Origin of the sequence: Haloechinothrix alba, from assembly GCF_900188115.1 — a bacterium.
In the GTDB taxonomy this organism is placed as follows: Bacteria; Actinomycetota; Actinomycetes; order Mycobacteriales; family Pseudonocardiaceae; genus Haloechinothrix; species Haloechinothrix alba.
In genome coordinates this window covers 37,317-57,780 of sequence record NZ_FZNW01000004.1, presented here as the reverse complement: position 1 = coordinate 57,780, position 20,464 = coordinate 37,317, and the positions used below count along the sequence as shown (strand labels likewise).

Genomic DNA, 20,464 nt, shown 5'->3' with positions numbered 1-20,464 from the left:
GGCCCGGTGCCGGCCGGTACTCGCCACGGACGTTGCAACGCCGCTCCTTGCCTGGACTCGCGCGGCTACGCGCGGGATCGAACGGATGGCACAGCCAACCCTAGACATCACCCCACAGCCGCCCCGCGCGAGGGACATCATGGGGTGATCTGGGATGCACCCGAGCCAGGGCATCACCCGCCAGAGGTCCGCTCAGCGGCATCCGCGGTGCGCTCGCCCACGTCAGCGACACTCGCGCCGCTGTCCTCGCCTGCTGCGGTCTCCGCGCCGTCCTCGGTGTCCGCGCCGTCCGCAGCGGGGACGGATCCGCCTGCATCGGTGTCCCCCTGCTCCCCTGCGCTCTGCTCGGGGTCGTGACTGCGGTCTTCCCCGGCGTCTTCCCCGGGGGCCTCGGGATCCCGATGCCCACCGTCGCAGTCCTCGTCGCCGACCCCCTGCTCCTCTGCGGGGTCGGCAGGCGCGGCGGGCTGCTCCGCGCCGTCGGGCTCGCCTGCCCCGTCGACCTCCTCGACATCGTCCGCGCCCTCGCCGTCCTCCGCGGTGTCATCCGCACCGTCGTCGTCCCCGGCAGCGTCGTCCCCGGCAGCGGCATCCTCCTCGCTGTCCTCCACACCCGCCTCGGCGGTAGCCGGCACGCTTGGTCCTGCGGCAGCGACCGCTCGCGGGCCCGCGAGCCAGCTGACGACCCCCGCGGGAACGGCGATCCACCCGAACGCGGCGAGCGAGACCAGGGCGGCAGGGATCTCCATGGCACCGATGCCGCCATCACCGAGCTGACCACCGGCCATCGAGGTCAACACGAGACAGCCGAAGGCGGTACACACACCGGCGACGGTCACGCTGCGCAGCCGAACCACCGGCTGCGGGTCCGAGCGGCGCAGCACCCATCCGACGAGAACCCCCGCGCAGGCCGGGAGCGCGAGCAGCGCGGGCCACCACGCTGCGTACTGTTCCGGAACGGCGGCCAACAGCGGCATCCCGGGTAGCGCGCCCCCGGTGAGCCCGAACGGGCTCACCGATACCGGGCCGATCGAGAATCCCGGTCCGGTCACGAAGGCCAGCCCGGACAGCGCGGCATTGGGCAGGTAGACGGCGGACAGCAGCAGCATGCCGAGCCCACTACCCGCCCCTGGAGCGTACTCGGCGAACGTGTCCCGCGCGGTTCCCACCGACAACGCGGCCGAGACCAGCAGGACCAGCATGCCGGCAGCCACCAGTCCGGCGATACCGAGCAGCCCGGCACGCAATCCGCGCACAGCCGCCTCATCGATGTGGGCCCGGACATGGTCACGCGGGTCGACCCGCCGCGCGGCACCCACCGTCGCGGCGAGTCCGGCGAGCAACGCGGGGACCACGACCGCGGCACCCGTCTCCACGGTCACCGACTCCGGGCGGACCAGCAACCCGAGCCCGCCCCCTGCCAGGCCGTGCGCGGTGGAGATCACCGCGATGACCATGAGCGGGTACGGCGGATCCGTCGCCCCCAACCGCCCGACGGCACCGTGCGCCACCTTGGCCACGAGCGCGAAGATCGCCGCAGTCGCCGCCAGCGGCAGGACGCCGAGCTCGTGACCGTCGATGGAGACCGGGACCTGGTACACGGCCAGCCATCCGGGCCCCGCCGCGCGCAGCACCCCTGGCACGGAGGCGTCCGCCTGCGCGGCCGTCGCCGCGATCCCGGCGAGCACCGCTGCCACCGCAACGTAACCGGCAACCAGGGGAAGCGTTGCCGCGACGAGAAGAACGCGCAGCCTGGCAACCACAGTCGCTACACCCGTCCCTCACATCGTGCGGCCCGACAGAAACGCTGCCACCACGATCGCACCGGATCGCCCCTCAGTAGCCGCGGCACGCCGCCGGCAACGGGACCTTGTGGGCATCCCCACCCTCCCGGGCTAGCAACGGTGGCGACCGCGCCGTACCGGCCGCCCCCGGCGCCGTCAGTCGGCGCGCTGCTCCCCTTCGGCGTACTCGGAGCCGCTCTGCGCCTGCGTGGCGGAGTGTTGGTGGAACTGGCCCTGGTGCGGTGCATACTGTGTCGGCTGCGGCGACGGGACCTGCTCCTGCTGGCCGGCGGCCGGTCCGGCGAACTGGCCCGGCTGCGGGTACCCGTGCGCCGGGGACTGCGCCCCTTGCGGGGCAGGTGTGCCGAACGCCCCGTGCTGGGGCTGCTGTTGGGTCTGCTGCTGGGGTGGCATCTGCTGCCCGTACGGGCTCTGTGACCCCGGTTGCACGTACTGGCCGGGTTGCGGTGGAGCCGGTTGCTGGCTCGGCGGCGGGAGCACCCCGTACTCGAGCAGCAACGCGACCACCGCTGCCGCCATCTGCAGGAGCGCCATGATCAGCAACACCACGAGCGGCCCGGCCACCGATGCCGCGTCGATCATCGCGCTCAGCGCCAGGAGGAATCCCGTCACGCTCAGCAACGCGGCGAACGGCAGGCTCCTCGGCCCGCCGGGAAGTGCGTGCAACGCAGCGAGAAGACCGCCGACCAGCAAGAACATCACCTTGGGGCTGGAAGCGGGCACGACATCAGCGAAGCTGACGAAGTAGCTGCCGACACCGAGGGCGGTGACGACCAGCGCGAGGATCAACCCGAGCGGTGGGGCGGGGCGGCCGGTGCCACCGGATCCGTGCCCGGGCACCGACGGGAGGAACTGGGTGCCCTGTGCCTGCGGGTTCGGCTGCGGCCGGTAGGCCTGCTGTGCCTGCTGGGGGCCCTGCGCCGGGAACCCGCTGCTCGGCATCGTCATGTCTTCGCTCCTGTGTCGTCGTCACGGGTCGGGCCATGCACCGGTGGACGAACCCGCGCACCGGGCCGCTCGCCCCAGCGGGAGCGCGCCGTCCACCCGCCGCACGGCGCTCCCTCAGCTCCGGTAACAGGCTGCACCTGCAGCCGACAGGACGGACGCTAGCCCACGCCACGCGGTGCGACGGACGCGGGCCCGGTCCGGTTCCCCGGCATACCAGCGGGGCCGGGCACACATCACTGTGCCCGGCCCCGCTCGCCGTGTCGATCCCTACGAACCGTTCAGAGTTGTTTGTAGAGTTCGCGGGCGAGTTCGGCTGCTTCGCTGGGGGTCTTGCCGACGCGGACGCCTGCGGTTTCCAGGGCGTGTTTCTTGGCGTCGGCGGTGCCGGCCGAGCCGGAGATGATCGCGCCGGCGTGTCCCATGGTCTTGCCTTCGGGGGCGGTGAACCCGGCGACGTAGCCCACGACGGGTTTGGTGACGTGGCTGGCGATGTAGTCGGCGGCGCGTTCCTCGGCGTCGCCGCCGATCTCGCCGATCATCACGATCACGTCGGTGTCGGGATCGTCCTGGAAGGCGGCGATGGCGTCGATGTGGGTGGTGCCGATGATCGGGTCCCCGCCGATACCCACGGCGGTGGAGATGCCGATATCGCGCAGCTCGTACATCAGCTGGTAGGTCAGCGTGCCCGACTTGGACACCACCCCGATGCGGCCGGACTCGGTGATATCGGCCGGGATGATGCCGGCGTTGGACCGGCCCGGGCTGATCACACCGGGACAGTTCGGCCCCACGATACGGGTGGTGTTACCGGCCGAGCAGGCATAGGCCCAGAACGCGGCCGCATCGTGCACGGGGATGCCCTCGGTGATGACCACCGCCAGCTCGATCCCGGCATCGACCGCCTCGATCACCGCGTCCTTGGCAAACGCCGGCGGCACGAACAGCACCGTGACATTCGCCCCCGTCTCGGCCATCGCCTCGGCCACCGAGCCGAACACCGGCCGGGACTGCCCGTCCAGATCCACCGACTGGCCGGCCTTGCGGGCATTGACCCCACCGACGATGTTCGCCCCGGCCGCCAGCATCCGCCGGGCGTGCTTGTGCCCTTCCGAACCGGTGATGCCCTGCACAATGATCCGGGAACTGTTGTCGAGGAAGATAGCCATCACTCACACCCCCGCTTTCGCGAGCTCGGCGACCCGGTCGGCCGCACCATCCATCGTGTCGACCTGGACCAGCCGCGGCAGCCCCGCCTGCTCCAGAATGCGGCGCCCCTCGGCGGCATTGTTGCCATCCAGCCGCACCACCAGCGGCTTGTCCACCGCCTCCCCCCGCTGCGACAACAGCTCGAACGCCTGCACGATCCCGTTGGCCACCGCATCACACGCGGTGATCCCACCGAAGACATTGACGAACACACTCGCCACATCCGCATCGGCCAGGATCACCTCCAACCCGGCCGCCATCACATCGGCCGAGGCACCCCCACCGATATCCAGGAAGTTCGCCGGCTGCACACCCCCATACCGCGCCCCGGCATAGGCGACCACATCCAACGTCGACATCACCAGACCCGCACCATTACCGATGATGCCGACCTGCCCATCCAACTTCACATAGTTGAGATCCCGCTCGGCAGCCATCGCCTCCAACGGATCCGTCGCCTCCACATCGGCGAACGCAGCATGCCCCGGCTGGCGAAACGCCGCGCTGGCATCCACCGCGACCTTGCCATCCAACGCCAACACACGACCCTCCGGATCCGACACCAGCGGATTCACCTCCACCAACGTCGCATCCTCAGCCACGAACGCCTCCCACAGCCGCACCACCACATCCGCGGCCTGCTCGATCACCTCCGCCGGGAACCCACCCCGCCGCAGAATCTCCACAGCCTGCGCCCGATCCACCCCCACCAACGGATCGACCGCCACCTTCGCCAACGCCTCCGGCCGCTCAACGGCCAGCTGCTCGATCTCCACACCCCCCTCGGCCGAGGCCATCGCCAAAAACGTGCGATTCGCCCGATCCACCAAAAACGACACGTAATACTCCGCCGCGATCTGTGACGCCTCCGTCACCAACACCCGCCGAGCCACATGCCCCTTGATATCCAGACCCAAAATCGCCTCGGCCGCAGCCGCAGCCTCCTCCGGAGACTCCGCCAGCTTCACACCACCGGCCTTACCACGCCCCCCAGTCTTGACCTGCGCCTTGACCACCACCGGGCCACCCAGACGCCGCGCAACCGCAGCCGCAGCCTCCGCACTATCAGCCACCTCACCGGCCAACACCGGCACTCCATGCTCAGCGAAGAGATCCTTCGCCTGGTACTCGTAGAGGTCCACTCTCCAGTCTCCTGACGACACGCCACTGTTGTGGGGCTTGTTCCCGAGCCGGGTCATCCGCGCTCGCTGTGCACCGGTGACTACCGCTCGTTCGGGTCACTCCAGTTCGCTGCTGCGAAATATCGGATGTGACGACCCTAGCGACCTCGCCGCTCGACACGCAGCCCGCCTGCGGTGAACTCGGTCACCGCGGTAGCGTGAGCGTGGCCGCGATCACGAGCTACCGCCGAGTAGCCCGACCTGTCGCGGCACGGCCACCCGGGAAAGGCACACTGTCGACGCTGCTGAGACGACATAGAGCGCGCCGCGTGGAGGCAACCGCCTCTACCACGCGTGACACGATTCCGTAACGCAAGTCACATCCATCGGAGTAGCGCTCCGTCTACCTTGGGTAATGCGATGCGTCACGGAACCGCCGGAGGCGGGATACGGCAAAGACACGCGTGATGGATCTTGCGGATACTGGTACCTCTTCGTTACTGTCCTCCAGTCCCCATTACAGTCCGGTCACAGACAGGACAGGCACCGTGCGGCCTCGCGCGGAGTCATTGAGCGGTACCCCCCGACACCGCTCGCCGGGTCCCCCGCCCGGGTCTTGAACGGACCGGCAACCCCGAGCAACGGAAGGCCCCAGTCTTGGCTAGACACCGCTCCCCCGGCGGTCGTGCACCTTCCTCGGCCATCGCGGCGGCTGTCCGTGATGGCGCCACGCGTGAGCGCGGCACACATCGAGTACCGGCTCCTTCCTCGGCCATGCGCGGTCGCATGGTCGTCGCCGCCGTCGCCGCGGGCGCGTTCGCCGCTGCCACCGCCGGCCAGACCATCGACAACACCACCTCCAACGGGACGGACAGTGGTGTGACTCCACTGGCCAACTCCCATGACGCGGAGGAAGGCGAGCGATCTCTGGGCATGGGTGGTGGCGCACCCGTGGTCGCTCCCGAGGTCTTGCCCGCCGACACCGACAGTGATGCCAGCAACGAGGCGGAACAGCTCGCGGCCAGCCACGAGGTCACCCAGGAGCGTCTGGAGCGCGAGCGTGAAGAGGCACGCCGAGCTGCGGAGGAGGCCGCCCGCCCCTCGGTCGTCAAGCCGGCCGAGGGCACGCTCACCTCCGCCTTCGGTGCCCGATGGGGAAGCAGCCACAACGGGATCGACGTCGCGGCCCCGATCGGTGCCCCGGTCCACGCGGCAGCCGATGGCACTGTGATCGAAGCCGGTCCGGCCAGCGGGTTCGGCCTGTGGGTACGCATTCAGCACGACGACGGCCATGTCAGCGTCTACGGCCACATGAACAGCTACTCGGTAGCGCCCGGCGAGCGAGTCGAGGCCGGCCAGCAGATCGCCGAGGTCGGCAACCGCGGCCAGTCGACCGGACCGCACCTGCATTTCGAGGTGTGGCAGGGGGACGGCGGTGCCAAGCTCGATCCGCTGACATGGCTGGCCCAGCACGGGATCCACTACTGACAGCGTTGACCCGCATCCCGCTCGGTCGGCGGGCAGTACCCGGAAGCAACATGTCCGGACGAGCCGGCCGCCAGGCGGAGAATGTCCCGGGCGCACCACAGGGGGCCGCGACCGCTCCGCATGGTCAGCGGTCGCCCGGTGGCCGCCGCACGAAGTAGCCGATCGCCACCTGCCAGACCGAGCACGCCTCGACGCGCCCGCCGCCGCGCCTGCGCCTACGCACGCACCGCGCGCAGGAACCACCGTGCTGGATCCCGCCGTGAACGCGCAGCAGGGTGCGCCACGCGGCAGCGAGCGTACGCACGTCCACCGCTGCCGCGGAAGGATCCGAACCCGCCCGACGGGCGGCCGCGTCCAGGTACCGCCACACTGCGGCCGCGAACAGCGGGAACCACTCATCCATCTCGCACCCCCCATGTCGGCACCGCCTCGACTCTGTCGATCGAACATTCGTTCGACACACTTGTACCATGCATCTGCGCGTTGCCGCACGAGGGTGCGCTTCCGGGCGTGTCGGTTCAGAGTTTGGTCATCGGCACGCTGCCGATGAGCATCAGCTTGAGCTGCCCCGATGCGCCGAAGTCGATCGTCGCGGTCGCGCGCGGCCCCGTCCCCTCCGTCGCCACCACGGTGCCCAGCCCGTACTTGTCGTGGCTGACCCTGTCTCCGACATCGAGCTTCATCGGGACAGCGTCCTTCCAGCCCGTGCTCGCGGTCCCGCGAACCGGACCCGCCTTGCCACTCCCCTGACCGGAGCCCGCCCAGGTGGTCGCGGCGCGTGGCGCACCGGAACCGCCGAACGAGTCAGCGGACGGGGCCGAGCGTCGCCACTCGACCAGCTCGCTCGGGATCTCGGTGAGAAACCGCGATGCGGGGTTGCTCATCGGCTGGCCCCAGGCCGTCCTGGTGAGCGCGCGGGAGAGGTAGAGGCGGCGCTGGGCGCGGGTGACGGCGACATAGGCGAGCCTGCGCTCCTCGGCGAGCTCGGCCTCCTCGCCCAGGGCGCGCATATGCGGGAAGATCCCGTCCTCCATGCCTGTGCCGAAGACGACAGGATATTCCAGCCCTTTGGCGGTGTGCACCGTCATCAGCGTGACCATCCCGCTGTCGGCGGCCTGCCCGGTGTCCTCGGCATCGCCACCGTCCGGAGCCGGAAGCGAGTCGGCGTCGGCGACAAGCGAAACCCGCTCCAGGAACGCGGCAAGCGACCCCGCAGGGAGCGCCGGTTCCTCGTCGAGTTCGTCACCGGCCCCCGCGTCCTCGGCGGGCGCGGCGCTCTCGGTGAACTCCCGCGCTACGGTCACCAGCTCCGTGAGGTTGTCCAGCCGGGTCGCGTCCTGCGGATCGTCCGACTCGGCAAGGCCGTCCCGGTAGCCGGTACGCTCCAACACCGCCTCGAGCACATCGGCGACGTCGTCACCGCGCTCGACACGTTCGCCCAGCTCGTCGAGCAGCGCGACGAAAGCCGCGATGTTCCGCTGTGCACGGGGGTTGAGATCAGCGATCCGCCCGTCGGCCGCGGCACGCAGCGCTGCCGAGAACGAGAGGCGCTCGCGCTCGGCATGGTGTGCGACGGCGGCCTCGGCGCGCTCCCCGATGCCGCGCTTGGGGACATTGAGGATGCGACGCAGGCTGACGGTGTCCTCCGGGTTGGCGAGCACCCGCAGGTAGGCGAGCGCGTCACGCACCTCCCTGCGTTCGTAGAACCGCACACCCCCCACGACCCGGTACGGCAGCCCGAGCCGGATGAAGATCTCCTCGAACACGCGGGACTGGTTGTTGGTCCGGTAGAACACCGCGACATCCGAGTAGTCGGCCTCGCCGCTGTCGGCCAGCGCGTCGATCTCGCCTGCGACGAAGGCCGCCTCGTCGTGCTCGCTGTCGGCGACATAGCCGACGATACTGTCGCCCGCCCCGAGATCGCTCCACAGTCGCTTGTCCCTGCGGTTGGGGTTACGGGAGATCACCGCGTTGGCTGCGGACAGAATCGTCTGGGTCGAGCGGTAGTTCTGCTCGAGCATGATCGTGCGCGCCTGGGGGAAGTCCCGCTCGAACTCCTCGATATTACGGATCGTGGCCCCGCGGAACGCGTAGATCGACTGGTCGGCGTCGCCCACGACGCACAGCTCGGCCGGCTCGACCCCGGACGGGCTCGTTCCGGTGCCCACCAGCTCCCGCACCAGGGTGTACTGCGCGTGGTTGGTGTCCTGGTACTCGTCGACGAGCACGTGCCGGAATCGCCGCCGGTAGTACTCGGTGACCTCGGGAAACGCCTGCAGCAGATGCACCGTGCGCATGATGAGGTCGTCGAAGTCGAGCGCGTTGGCGAGCTGGAGCCTGCGCTGGTACTCGGCATACACCTCGGCAACCTTGCGCTCGAGCTCGTTACTCGCCTTCGATGCCGCATCCTCGTGGTCGACCAGCTCGTTCTTCAGGTTGGATATCTGGCCGGCAAGCGTACGCGGCGTGTACCTCTTGGTGTTGAGGTCCAGATCGCGGGCCACCAGGGTGAGCAGGCGCTTCGAGTCGTCGGCGTCGTAGATGGAGAAGTTCGACCCGAGCCCGGCCGTCCTCGCCTCCCGCCGCAGCAAGCGCACGCACATCGAATGGAAGGTCGACACCCACATCGTGTTGGAGCGCACCCCGACCAGCTCACCGACACGATCACGCATCTCGGCCGCTGCTTTGTTGGTGAAGGTGATCGCCATGATCTGGCCCTGGTGCACGCCCCGCTCCGCGAGGAGGTACGCGATTCGCCTGGTCAGCACCCGGGTCTTGCCGGATCCGGCTCCGGCGACGACGAGCAGGGGACCACCGGTGTGGGTCACCGCGTCGCGTTGCGCATCGTTGAGGTCGGCCAGCAGGTCCGGGTGGTCAGCCGTACTCGGAGCGTACGCCCCGGGGCGGTCGAACAGGGTGCTCATCGCCTCACCACGCTACCGGTACGCACGGACATCCGAGCGGGCAGAGTGCCCCGGGCGGATTGCGGCACAGCGCCGGAGCGGTCGTTGCCGGGCGCCGTGGACCGCGCTGCGCACACGGCCCGTTCGACGCGAGGCGCCACAGTGTGTCACGATAGCTGTATGCACCACGTGACTCGATTTTTCTACGGGATCCGGACTCCGGCTCCCGTGATCGCGTAGTGCACAGCCAGCAATCACAGCAAGCCCCGGAGTCAGCAGACCCTGGGGCTTTCGTTGTCTCAGGGGACTGGCGACATCCGGACCGACCGGAGGATCACATGACAACACGGGCACCGGAAGGCGCGGAGCACGACGAAGAACCAGTCTCCGACGTTGATACCGCCGAGACCGCCGACGTCGACCAACTCCGAGACGAGATCGACTGGCTCGATGACGAGATTCTCAGGCTGATCAAGCGCAGGGTCGACGTCTCCCGCCGGATCGGCGCCGCGCGAATGGCCGCGGGCGGCACCCGGATCGTCTACAACAGGGAGATGGACGTACTCACCCGCTACGGGGAACTCGGACCGGAAGGGCGCCAGCTCGCGATGGCGCTGCTGAACCTGGGCCGCGGGCGGCTCGGCCGGTAAGCGTGCAGGCACGAGGCGGTCGTGCAGCCGTCCTCGCGATCGCGCTCGCGGTGGGAAGCGGGACAGCGGCGGCATCGGCACCGCTGTCGACCCAGTCCCCCTACCGCATCGCGCGGTAGTGCGCAAGCATTGCGAGCTCTCTTAGCACATGTTTCCTCGGGTATCACCCATATGGCGGCGCGCGTCGGAGTGATCTCTCTCCTTTATCAGGGTCCGGTGCTGTGATGAGACACCGATCGGCTTACCCTGGTTCGCGTGAGTACCTCGGCCCCGTCGTTGCGTACGCGGCCGGCGCACCCGGACAGCGCCGGCACGCGGTACCACGCGCGGGGTAACCGGTACGCCGCCGCGGCCGAGCCGCATACCACTGCTCCATTCGAGGGCATATGCTGGGGTGTGCCGTCAGACGGGAGCCAAGGGAGGGTCACGACGGCATGACCCACGACAGCAACGATCCGGAGGACCAACCAACCCTGCCGGGGCGGCACCGCCGTAGCGGCGGGTCGACGACGTGGACGCCGACCGTGCCCAAGCGCGCGGGCGGAGCCCGCCACCGGGTGCCCGACGGTCCGGACAGCACCCCGGCCGCCGGCGTGGCGACCAGCACCGCACCCAGGGCGGGGACGAGTACCTCGGTTTCCGGCTCGCTTGCGCCTGCACCGGCCGCCTTCCCACCAGCCACCGCCGACAACTCCCCATGGCGACCTCCCGAGCAGCCGGAACGGGAAAACATCGCGGGCACCCTGCCCACCGACACCTCCTCCGGCGGCGCGGCCCTCGCACCGGATCCACCCGCGGTCCCTGCCGAGCCGGCTGCGGTTCCGGTCGAGCCGCCCGAGCGCGACGGCGGCGATCTCGCGACGGCCGGCGCCGAGCCGCACGAACCACCCCTGGCGCCCCCCGAACGGGTGGGCGTGGACGACAAGCGTCCGGCACGTACCCGAGTGACCCTCATCCCGCAGGACGAACCGGAGGACGATGCCCGGGTATACGCGGCGCCGCCCCCGGACGGCCTCGGCAAGTTCGACCTCGGCACCGTCCCGGCTTCGGTCACCCCACCGCGCTCCTGGCGCAAGGCCGCCTGGTTCGCGACGATGTCCTCCGGCGGAGTCGTCGTCGCGCTGCTCGTGGCCGGCTCGCACCTGGTGAGCCAGCCCACCGACCAGCTGGCCGACGACGGCTGGCCAGGGCTTCGCGGGGACCAGCCCGAACTGCACCACGACGGGCTTCCCGGCCCGACCGACGAGCCAGGGGCCGACACCACCACCACCGAGGGCGGTCCGGCCACCACGACCGACCCCGAGCGCATCAGCGATCTGGCCGGTGTCCGCACGCCGGAAGCAGCCGACTCGGCATCCGCAGGAACCGGGAGCTCCGGGACGTCGCAGCGCGGCCGGGACACCGGATCGGCGTCCCCGACGACCACGCGACCGCCGCAGAAGCCGTCACCGAGCCCGGCACCACGCGAGACCCGCGGTGCTCCCCTGTACTCGTTCCCTCCGGACGCCGAGACCATGGGGGACCGATCGGAGATCTTCCTGAACGAGATCACCGAGAACCCGGAACGTGCGCACGAACAGACCGGCGGCGAGCTGCACGAGGAAGGCGCGGACGGCATCGCCGAACGGTACTCCCACATCGCCTACTTCGAGATCGAGCACATCCATATCGACCAGCGCAAACGCATGACCGTGAACACGGTCAAGGTCGTCTACAACGACGGGTCGAGCACGGAGGAGCAGCGCACCCTGCGGTTCGAGGAAGGTGACAAGATCACCTCGGATTGAGCGTGCTGTTCACCCGAACAGACGATTCACGCACCGCTCGCCGACCGTGGACGCACCCTCGCCGATGACGGCTGGCAGCAGCAGCACTCACGTTGTTTCCTGGGCTACAGGACCACCAGCAACGCAGCGCATCCGATGACGGACCGCTCGATCACGAGCGCGACCGAGGACGAGCCGGACACGCCGCCACTACGCAGCGAGCGAGCAAGGGGGTCGAGACGGTGCCCCGGAGAAGGCGAACGCAGCGCCGCACGGGCGCCGTGCCGCGCTCGACCGTCGAGCTGCTGGATCCGGAGCTGCACGACGACCCGTGGATCGATCACGGCGAGCTGGATGCACTGCTGCGCGATCCGACCGTGCTGGCCACGACCGCGTCCCCGACCAGGGACGATGCCACCGGGACCGAGGGCTCCAGACCGGAGGGGGCCCAGCCGGAGACGGCCCAGCCGGGCGGCACGATCACGCGCGCCGTGAAGCTCGCCGGGCTCGTGGTCGCGACGGCGCTGCTGTGTGGCGCCATCGCGACCGCGCCCGCACTGGTCGACGCGTCGCCCGAACCGGCGCGCACCGCCACGCTCGACGCCGGCACCGCGACCGGGATGCGGGCGCTCCTGGCAACGGCGGCCCCGCCACTCGGAGATGCCACGGCCGGTGCCTCCCCCAGTACCGGCAACCCCGAACCGATCTCACCCGATTCGGCGACAGACCGGGCAACCGATCGTGCACCGCAACCATCTCAACGCGAGCAGGAAGCCGGTTCCACGGCGGCCGATAGCCCGCCGTCCGCGGAGGATGTCGTGCGCACCTTCTACGATCGCGTTGCGACAGATCCCGAGGGTGCGATCGCGATGCTCACCGATGAGGTCGTCGAGGCCTCCATCGAGCCTTCCCGGGCCTCCCGGGCACACATCTGGCGAACCGCGTCGGATCTGGAGGTACACGAGCTACGTATCCAGTCGGACGACGTGATACGCGCCCTGGTGACACTGACGGACCCGACCGGTGCTCGCCTCCGGCTCGACCAGCTCCTCCATGTCTCGACCGAACCCGAGCCCCGCATCACCGAGGTACGGCTGCTGTCCTCCCAGCACGTGCCTCTCCAGGGTTCCTGAGTGCCAGATTCATGTGCGGAGAGTGAACGCATAGCCTTGTCACGAACCGGTCACATCGGCAGGGACGGCAGTGAGCCACGCACACCGCTATCCGGTGGTGGCGCCGCGGGCTGGGGAGACAACCGATACCGACCATGAGAGAGGCGACGCAGTGAGCGACGAGGGGCAACTTGTCGCCGACCGTTATCGCATCACCCGGCGAATCGGTACCGGTGCGATGGGGGCAGTCTGGCAGGGTCACGACGAGCTGCTGGGGCGTGTCGTCGCCATCAAGCAGTTGCTCCTGCAGCCCGGGCTCGAGTCCGCGGAAGCGGAGGAGGCGCGGCAGCGCACGATGCGCGAGGGGCGCATCGCCGCGCGCCTGCACCACCCCAACGCGATCACCGTCTTCGACGCGGTCACCGACGAGCACGGGCAACCGTGCCTGATCATGGAGTACCTGGAGTCCACCAGCCTCGCGACCCTGATCCAGGACAGGGGATCGGTACCGCCACTGGAGGTCGCACGGATCGGCCAGCAAGTGGCCTCCGCCCTGAAGAGCGCCCACCAGGTCGGCATCGTGCACCGCGACATCAAACCGGGCAACGTATTGCTCACCGACGACGGCGTCGTGAAGATCACCGACTTCGGCATCTCGAAAGCCAAGGACGATGTCAGCGTCACCAAGACCGGACTGATCGCGGGCACCCCCGCCTACCTCGCCCCCGAGGTCGCGCTCGGCAACGAGCCGGGCCCGGAGTCCGACGTGTTCTCCCTTGGCTCCACCCTGTACGCGGCGAGCGAAGGGCAACCGCCTTTCGGTCTCAGCGAGAACACCCTCAGCCTGCTGCATGCCGTAGCAGCGGGCCAGATCTACCCCCCTGTCCAGTCCGGCCCGTTGACCAGCGTTCTGGCCCTGTTGCTCCATCCGGCGAAGGAGCAACGACCCGACGCCGAGCGGGCAGAGGAGGTACTGGCCGCAGTCGCCCGCGGCGAGACGCCGGTGGGCGGCCCCGTCACGCACGAGTCCGGCGTCGCCGCTGCCGGACTCGCCGCTACCGGACTCGCCGCTACCGGACTCGCCGGGGCCGACGAGGACCCCGCCGACATGCTCTACGACGACGCGGAGCCGTCGAGCACATCAGGAACCCTCACCGGCGTGGCCGCCGACGGGCCTGACGCGACCCGCGTAGCGCCGATGGCCGCGACGGGCTCGGAACCCGGCCCCGAAGGCTCGGGCACCGACACCGACGCAGAGCACAGCCGATCGGGACGCGGTTGGAAACCGCTCGTCGCGAGCGGGCTCATGGTGAGCCTCATCGTCGCACTGACCGTGTGGGTGTTCGGCGACCAGGACCAGTCACACGGCGAGGCACCGGCACCGCCGGTCACGGACGACACGACGACGCCAACGACGAGTGCCGAGCGCACGAGCACCACGTCACGGGAACGGACGACCACGGAACCGGAACCCGAGCCGACCACTCGGCCCGCGCGCACCACCGACACCGCCGACCCCACGGACAGCACCACCACATCCAGGGACACGACCACCCACCCCACGTCGAGCGAGACCGGTGGTGACGGCACCGGTGGCGAGGAGACCGGCGGCGACGACGGCACCGATGACGGCGGCGACACCGGTGGCGACGAGACCGGCGGCGGTGACACCGGTGGTGACGACGGCACCGATGACGGCGGCGACACCGGTGGCGACGAGACCGGCGGCGACGACACCGGTGGTGACGACGGCACCGATGACGGCGGCGACGGCGGTGCCGCGGAGGGTGACCAGAACACCGCTACCACTGGTCGGATTTAGGGGTTACGTGTCGGGCGAGGGCACTCTGATCGGCGGCCGATACCGGCTCGAGCAGCCGCTCGGCCGCGGGCAGTGGGGCGTCGTCTGGCTCGCCAGCGACGAACGGCTGCATCGCACCGTTGCCGCCAGGCCGCTGTGTGCCCGTCGCGGGCATGCCGACGACGAACCCGGGCAGACTGCCCAACGCGCCGAGGCACTGGCGCTGCGGGACGCCGAACTGGCCAGCGAGCTGCGCCATCCGTATGCCGTCACCGTCTACGGGGCCGTGGCCGAGCACGACGATATCTGGCTGATCACGCAGTACGTTCCCTCGAGGACGATGTCCGACGTACTCACAGCGGGCTCCCCCTTCCCTGCAGCACAGGTGTGCACCCTCGGCATGCGACTGGCCTGCGCACTGCGCGCCGCGCACGACCTCGGGCTCGTGCACCGTGCCGTCGATCCTGCGGCCGTACTGCTCGACGAGGACGGTGACGTGCAGATCACCGACTTCGTCGTCGGCCTGACGTACGGGGACTCGCCGTACCGCGCACCCGAGGTACGCGACACCCTCGCCGCTACCGCGGCAGCTGACGTGTACTCGCTCGGGGCGACACTGCACCGCGCGACTACCGGAACGCCGCTGCCCGAGCACGAAGGGACCGCCCGCCCCACGGGCACGCTGCACGACGTGCTGTTACGCATGCTGACCCGCGACCCCGCGGCCCGTCCCACGATGCGCGGGGTCGAGGAGGCCCTGACCGCGCTGGCACACGGACGATCGCCCGACCCCGCATCGCTGTCGGCACCCGACCGATCGCCGAAGCCGCCGCTCACCCAGCGCTCGGCGGCAGCACCGCCCCCGTCACGACCCGCGGTGCGCGATACGGCACCCGTGCGACCACGCACACCGCAACGCAGGGGACGAGGCCGGCTCGTCGCCCGCGTGTCCGTCACCGTGCTCGCTTTCTGCACGGCCGCGCTGTGCGGGATCCTGGTCGTCGAACTGCTGATGCGGTGACACGTAGCGCCCCTTCGGTGTAGCGGGTACACGGCGCCTGTGACCGCGCACGGCCGCTCCGTACGACGCGTTCCGGGCGGGTGACGTCAGCTGCGCACGGGACCGTCCAGCGGGAGGCAGACCGAGCAGAAGTCGAGGCCGAAAGCGGTGAGGTGCACGCTTCCGTGCACCGTGCTCGCGGATCGGCCTGCCCTCCGCATCGCCTCGATGACCGCGGGCTGGACCTCCACCACCTGGTAGCGACCGGGCTCGACCTTCTCCGAGGAGAACCACACCAGCCCGAGCCGGAACAGGTTGTTCAGGTAAGCGCCGGTTCGCTCGACATACCGGCACCCCGACTCCTGCCCGATCATGGACATCCGCTCGGCCACCAGCTCCGAACCGACGCCGAACGGCCGTCCCGTCCGCACGTCGACGGTCGGCTGCGCCCCCCGCACGGCCAGCAGGCGTAAGATCCTGGCCTCGTCCGGCGCGATCTCGTCGAGGATCCGCTCGTATGCCGGGTGCATCCCTTCGGTGCAACGCACGTCCGCCGAACGGTAGAGCAGCTCCGCGCCACGGGAACGCAGTTCCTCGGCCGAGCAGTGCACGCTCACGCTCCTGCCCGGCAACTTCCGGACCTGCCCTTCCTCGCTCGCCCCCAGCGCCCTGCGGGTACGGACGACCAGCTCGCTCGCGGCGTCCTGGGCGAGCCGCGTCGGCGCCGCCCCGTTGACCGCGGAAACGACTGCCCGTGTGCCTGTCTGCACGGTGGTGTCGACAGCCCACGTCACGATCCGCGCGCACCCCGTCGCCGCCAGCTTCGCCAACCCCGGCGCCGCGTCGATCAGGCTCGCATCCGCATTCCTCGACCCGTGGGCCGTGCCGTACCGCCGCATGCCGTCGTGTCCTCCCAATACGCTCACACTCCGAATATCGCCAGGTGCAGAAGGCCCGCGCCGAACCCGAGCACGGCACCGTGCAGGAACAGCAACCATTCATCCTGTTTGATCGCCGAACGCATGAGCTCGTTGAAGTCGTCAAGGCTCATCATGCGCATCTGCGCACCGACGAACCGGAAGATCCGGTTGGCCTGCTGCACGTTGAATCGCTCATCGTCGAACGCGATGGGCGCGAACGCGCCGGCCTCGACAGCCACCGAGCTACGGATGCGCTCGTACGTCCCCGCGCCCATCGCCAGCCGGACCGGCAGGCGGACGGGGCCCATCGCACGGTCCACCGCAGGACGCAACGCGGACTCCAGCAGCTGCCGCGTACGGTCCGAGCGGGCCCCGTGCAGCAGCTCCCGCCCCACGTTCTGAATAGTTATCACGTTGTCCGAGATGATTTTCGCGTATACGTCTGCGATCTCGGGTTTGCGCCTGATGAACAGCCCCTGGCGCCACGGAACCCACCTCTTCGGGTACACGGGCTCGAATATCATCGCGATTCCGAGATAGTTCACGACGTACCCGATAATGACGCCACCGACGGGAAGAACCCACCAGTACGGCCAGATCTCGACGGCCGCGACGAGAACGAACCCCATCGGGAACCCGAAGTAGAAGCCGAAGTTCTGCATGAACCTCAGCTCCTTCTTGCCGACCTTTTTGAACATGTCGTTCAGCAGTTCGGGATGGCGCTCCAGGTGGCGCATCACCATCAGTTTGGCGTCGATGCACTGATCGATGTTCTCGCCGATCCGGGCCGTCAGATCGCGCACGATACTCGGGAGCTGCGCCCGAACGCGCTCATACACAGCATTCCTGACCTGCTGCGGAGCCTCGGCCCACAGCTCGGGCTCTTCCCTCTCCATGATCCGCTCCACCACATCGCGAATCTCGGACTGGGCTACCCGGGTCAGTTGTTGAGCGATTCTGTCCGGATCCAGCTCGCGATAGAAGTCGGATATACTTCCCAGCTTGGCGAGCCCCTTGTCCACCGCGATACTCGCCATCTTCGACGCGCGCGAGGGAACGATCCCCTGCCAACCGAAACGACCGTCACAGCTGATCGCCGGGACGATCTGGATGCGCCGGGGCAAGAACGGGAAAAGCACCTTCAGGCCGGGGACACGAACACCGTAGAAACGCAGAGGACGGAACAGCATGATGACGCCGGTCCAGTTGGTCACATAACCGATACCTCCGGTGAACAGCGGTATCGTGATCAAATGGAGCAGCAGTTCCTGTTCCATTCGCGTGTGATCCTCCTGGCAACGCACCGGCAGAACTCGGATCGCATACACGAGCGGGCTGCGGGCTGTTCGTAGGTCGGGCTGTTCACTCGGCCGGATCACCCGGCACAAGCCCGTGACCTGCCTCGCGCCGGACTCCCGCACGGCTGGTGCAAACCTACGCCATCAGTCACACGGAATGACCGCTCCCCCACTGTCCGCACCAGGACCCGGAGTTGCTATGACACAGGTGACACGAGCGCCGGTGCTCCTCGTCACGGACCGGCCACCTCAGCCGCGGCACAACCCGTCGCCCGCGCAGGTTCCCGCCGCGCTACACCAGCCTGCGATCCGATGCCCAGCGGGACAGCTCGTAGCGATTCGACAGCTGCGTCTTGCGCAACACGCTCGACACGTGCGTCTCCACGGTCTTCACAGAGATGAACAGCTCCGAGGCGATCTCCTTGTAGGCATATCCCCGCGCGAGCAACCGCAGCACCTCGCGCTCCCGCACCGTGAGCACGTCCAGCTCCGGATCGGATACCGGTGCCGCGCCCGGACGGTCGGCGAACGCGTCGAGCACGAACCCCGCCAACCGGGGAGAGAACACCGCGTCCCCCTCTGCGACTCGTAGCACGGCGTTGACCAGCTCGTCGGACGAGATCGTCTTGGTGACGTAGCCGCGTGCACCCCCGCGTATCACCGCGATCACATCCTCGGCCGCATCCGAGACCGAGAGGGCGAGAAAGACCACCTCCGGTAGCTCCGGGCGCAGCTGCCGGAGGACCTCGGCCCCACCGCCGTCGGGCATGTGCACGTCGAGCAGCACGACCTGGGGTCGGGTCCGCACGATGCCGGTGACCGCCTCCCGTACCGAACCGGCCTCACCGACCACGTCAACCCGCTCGCTGATCTGTTCCAGCTCGGTGCGCACGCCCGCCCGGAACAGCGCGTGATCGTCCACGAGGAAGACCGTCACCGGACCGGTATCGCCACCGCCCGCGGGGGCGGTGGCGTCACCATCCGCGCTCTCGTTCCCTGTCACGATGCCCCTTCCGTTGTCACCACCCGTGGCATGGTGAGCACGACCTCGGTGCCCGCACCCGGCGCGGCGCGCACCGTGCTGTCGCCACCGTGACGCTCCATCCTGCCGTGGATGGACTCGATCAGACCCCGCCGATCCTCCGGTACCCGCTCCGGGTCGAAGCCGTTCCCCCGATCGCGCACGAACACCGCCACCTGTTCCGGCTCGACTTCGGCATAGACGCTGATCTCGGCGACGCCCGCGTGCTTGGCCGCGTTCATCATCGCCTCCCGCGCCGCCATCACCAGCGCGCCGGTCTGCCCGTCCTGCTCGGTGTCGCCGACGACGACCTGGTCGACGGCGACACCGAAACTGTCCTCCACCTCGGCGCTCGCCGCCTGCAACGCCGCCGCGAAGTACTGCTCCGCGCTCTCCGCCGGGTCGGCGGCCTGCCCGCCGGAGCCGTAGCCCGACGGTCCGTACAGCCACCTGCGCAGTTGCCGCTCCTGCCCGCGCGCGAGCTTGGCCACCTCGCGCGGCGCCTCGGCCTGTTTCTGGATCAGCGCGAGCGTCTGCAGCACCGAGTCGTGCAGGTGCGCGGCGATCTCGGCGCGTTCCTGGGTACGGATCCGCGCGCGCCGCTCCTCGCCGAGGTCACGCACCATGCGCAGCCAGAACGGCACCGTGAGCACGGCCACCCCGACCAACGTGGCGAGTACCGCCAGCAGCGCGAACTGCATCTGGTCGAAGCTCCCGCCGCGCAGCAGTACCAGGCCGAGCCCCGACGCCACCAGGAGTGACCCTGCGACGATCCGTACCGTCGCCGTCCAGCCACCGCGGCCACGCACCATGCCCGCCACGCCGGCCCTGGCGCCGGTACGCCAGCGGTACCGCTGCGACTCGTCGGCTTCCCGCCACACCACGACGGCACCGAGCACGGCCAGCGCGAGCGGTCCGGCCATCCAACCGCTGAACACGCCGGAGAGCATGCCGCCCGCGACCGTGAGCCCCACCGCGAGAGCGAGCACCCCGAACGCCTGCTGGCGCTCGGTCGCCGACACGTCGGGCTCGGTGTCGCTCCTCGCGCCCTGCGGAACGAACATCCACAGCAGCCCGTACGCGAACAGGCCTGCGCCGCTGAGCACGCACAGCAGGGCGAACGCGATCCGCACCCACAGCACCCGCACGCCGAGATGCTCCGCGAGGCCTGCCGATACACCCGCGATCACGCGGCCACTGCGGCTGCGGTACAGCTTCGGAGCACGCCCGCTCTCGGTCAGCTCGGCGCTGTGGGCGTCCGGGGTCGGGCGCGGCTCGGCACCCGCGCGCTCCGGCACCTCGGCAGGCGCGGCCGAGAGCTCACGCTCAGCATCCTGCGCTGGGGCCCGTTCCTGCACAAGGTCCATGTTCACACGGTTCACCCGGCCGGCGCATCAGGGAACGCCCCCATGAGCAATCTCAGGG

General features: G+C 69.5%; 16 protein-coding genes. 6 read left to right on the top strand and 10 right to left on the bottom strand.

The window, feature by feature from the left end; genetic code table 11:
- Window positions 1–173 precede the first annotated feature (173 nt).
- The 4 genes from CHB84_RS04235 to sucC all read right to left on the bottom strand — a co-directional run bounded on the left by CHB84_RS04235 (window position 174) and on the right by sucC (window position 5,101).
- The gene (locus tag CHB84_RS04235; protein ID WP_089300166.1) at window positions 174–1,763 is read right to left on the bottom strand and encodes a cell division protein PerM; all 1,590 of its coding nucleotides are present in this window, start codon (window positions 1,761–1,763) and stop codon (window positions 174–176) included.
- A gap of 177 nt (window positions 1,764–1,940) precedes the next feature.
- Window positions 1,941–2,753, bottom strand: coding sequence for a DUF5336 domain-containing protein (locus CHB84_RS04230; protein ID WP_245818548.1), 813 nt, complete (start codon window positions 2,751–2,753; stop codon window positions 1,941–1,943).
- Window positions 2,754–3,031: 278 nt separating this feature from the next.
- Complete coding sequence (gene sucD, locus CHB84_RS04225; protein ID WP_089300316.1) at window positions 3,032–3,919, bottom strand: succinate--CoA ligase subunit alpha; 888 nt, start codon at window positions 3,917–3,919, stop codon at window positions 3,032–3,034.
- A gap of 3 nt (window positions 3,920–3,922) precedes the next feature.
- The gene (gene sucC / locus CHB84_RS04220) at window positions 3,923–5,101 is read right to left on the bottom strand and encodes an ADP-forming succinate--CoA ligase subunit beta (protein WP_089300165.1); all 1,179 of its coding nucleotides are present in this window, start codon (window positions 5,099–5,101) and stop codon (window positions 3,923–3,925) included.
- 765 nt (window positions 5,102–5,866) lie between these two features.
- Here sucC and CHB84_RS04215 point away from each other — a divergent pair.
- Window positions 5,867–6,568: a M23 family metallopeptidase gene (locus CHB84_RS04215; protein WP_089300164.1), complete on the top strand. Its 702-nt coding sequence runs from the start codon at window positions 5,867–5,869 to the stop codon at window positions 6,566–6,568.
- Between the two features lie 124 nt (window positions 6,569–6,692).
- On the opposite strand, the gene CHB84_RS04210 is transcribed toward CHB84_RS04215, so the two are convergent.
- The gene (locus tag CHB84_RS04210) at window positions 6,693–6,971 is read right to left on the bottom strand and encodes a hypothetical protein (RefSeq protein WP_089300163.1); all 279 of its coding nucleotides are present in this window, start codon (window positions 6,969–6,971) and stop codon (window positions 6,693–6,695) included.
- Between the two features lie 115 nt (window positions 6,972–7,086).
- Window positions 7,087–9,492: a DNA helicase PcrA gene (gene pcrA / locus CHB84_RS04205; RefSeq protein WP_089300162.1), complete on the bottom strand. Its 2,406-nt coding sequence runs from the start codon at window positions 9,490–9,492 to the stop codon at window positions 7,087–7,089.
- A 317-nt stretch (window positions 9,493–9,809) separates the two neighbouring features.
- Here pcrA and CHB84_RS04200 point away from each other — a divergent pair, with 317 nt between their 5' ends.
- The 5 genes from CHB84_RS04200 to CHB84_RS04180 all read left to right on the top strand — a co-directional run bounded on the left by CHB84_RS04200 (window position 9,810) and on the right by CHB84_RS04180 (window position 15,821).
- Window positions 9,810–10,121, top strand: a complete 312-nt coding sequence (locus CHB84_RS04200; protein ID WP_089300161.1) for a chorismate mutase — start codon at window positions 9,810–9,812, stop codon at window positions 10,119–10,121.
- 434 nt (window positions 10,122–10,555) lie between these two features.
- Window positions 10,556–11,908, top strand: a complete 1,353-nt coding sequence (locus CHB84_RS04195) for a hypothetical protein (protein WP_089300160.1) — start codon at window positions 10,556–10,558, stop codon at window positions 11,906–11,908.
- Window positions 11,909–12,168: 260 nt separating this feature from the next.
- Window positions 12,169–13,020: a hypothetical protein gene (locus tag CHB84_RS04190; protein ID WP_089300159.1), complete on the top strand. Its 852-nt coding sequence runs from the start codon at window positions 12,169–12,171 to the stop codon at window positions 13,018–13,020.
- A 151-nt stretch (window positions 13,021–13,171) separates the two neighbouring features.
- A complete protein-coding gene (locus tag CHB84_RS22735) occupies window positions 13,172–14,821 on the top strand; it encodes a serine/threonine-protein kinase (RefSeq protein WP_245818547.1) in 1,650 nt (549 codons plus the stop codon).
- On the top strand, window positions 14,787–15,821 hold the full coding sequence (locus tag CHB84_RS04180) for a serine/threonine-protein kinase (protein ID WP_176439772.1): 1,035 nt from the start codon (window positions 14,787–14,789) through the stop codon (window positions 15,819–15,821). The genes CHB84_RS22735 and CHB84_RS04180 overlap by 35 nt, the downstream gene beginning before the upstream one ends.
- Before the next feature lie 86 nt (window positions 15,822–15,907).
- Here the strand turns inward: CHB84_RS04180 and CHB84_RS04175 are convergent, their stop codons facing one another.
- The 4 genes from CHB84_RS04175 to CHB84_RS04160 all read right to left on the bottom strand — a co-directional run bounded on the left by CHB84_RS04175 (window position 15,908) and on the right by CHB84_RS04160 (window position 20,406).
- Window positions 15,908–16,726: an Abi-alpha family protein gene (locus tag CHB84_RS04175; RefSeq protein ID WP_217898463.1), complete on the bottom strand. Its 819-nt coding sequence runs from the start codon at window positions 16,724–16,726 to the stop codon at window positions 15,908–15,910.
- The gene (locus CHB84_RS04170; protein WP_089300156.1) at window positions 16,723–17,997 is read right to left on the bottom strand and encodes a DUF445 domain-containing protein; all 1,275 of its coding nucleotides are present in this window, start codon (window positions 17,995–17,997) and stop codon (window positions 16,723–16,725) included. The genes CHB84_RS04175 and CHB84_RS04170 overlap by 4 nt, the downstream gene beginning before the upstream one ends.
- 313 nt (window positions 17,998–18,310) lie before the next feature.
- Window positions 18,311–18,955 carry a response regulator gene (locus CHB84_RS04165; RefSeq protein ID WP_245818565.1) on the bottom strand — a complete coding sequence of 215 codons (645 nt, stop codon included), beginning with the start codon at window positions 18,953–18,955 and terminating at the stop codon, window positions 18,311–18,313.
- A 62-nt stretch (window positions 18,956–19,017) separates the two neighbouring features.
- Window positions 19,018–20,406 carry an ATP-binding protein gene (locus tag CHB84_RS04160; RefSeq protein WP_089300154.1) on the bottom strand — a complete coding sequence of 463 codons (1,389 nt, stop codon included), beginning with the start codon at window positions 20,404–20,406 and terminating at the stop codon, window positions 19,018–19,020.
- Between the last annotated feature and the right edge of the window lie 58 nt (window positions 20,407–20,464).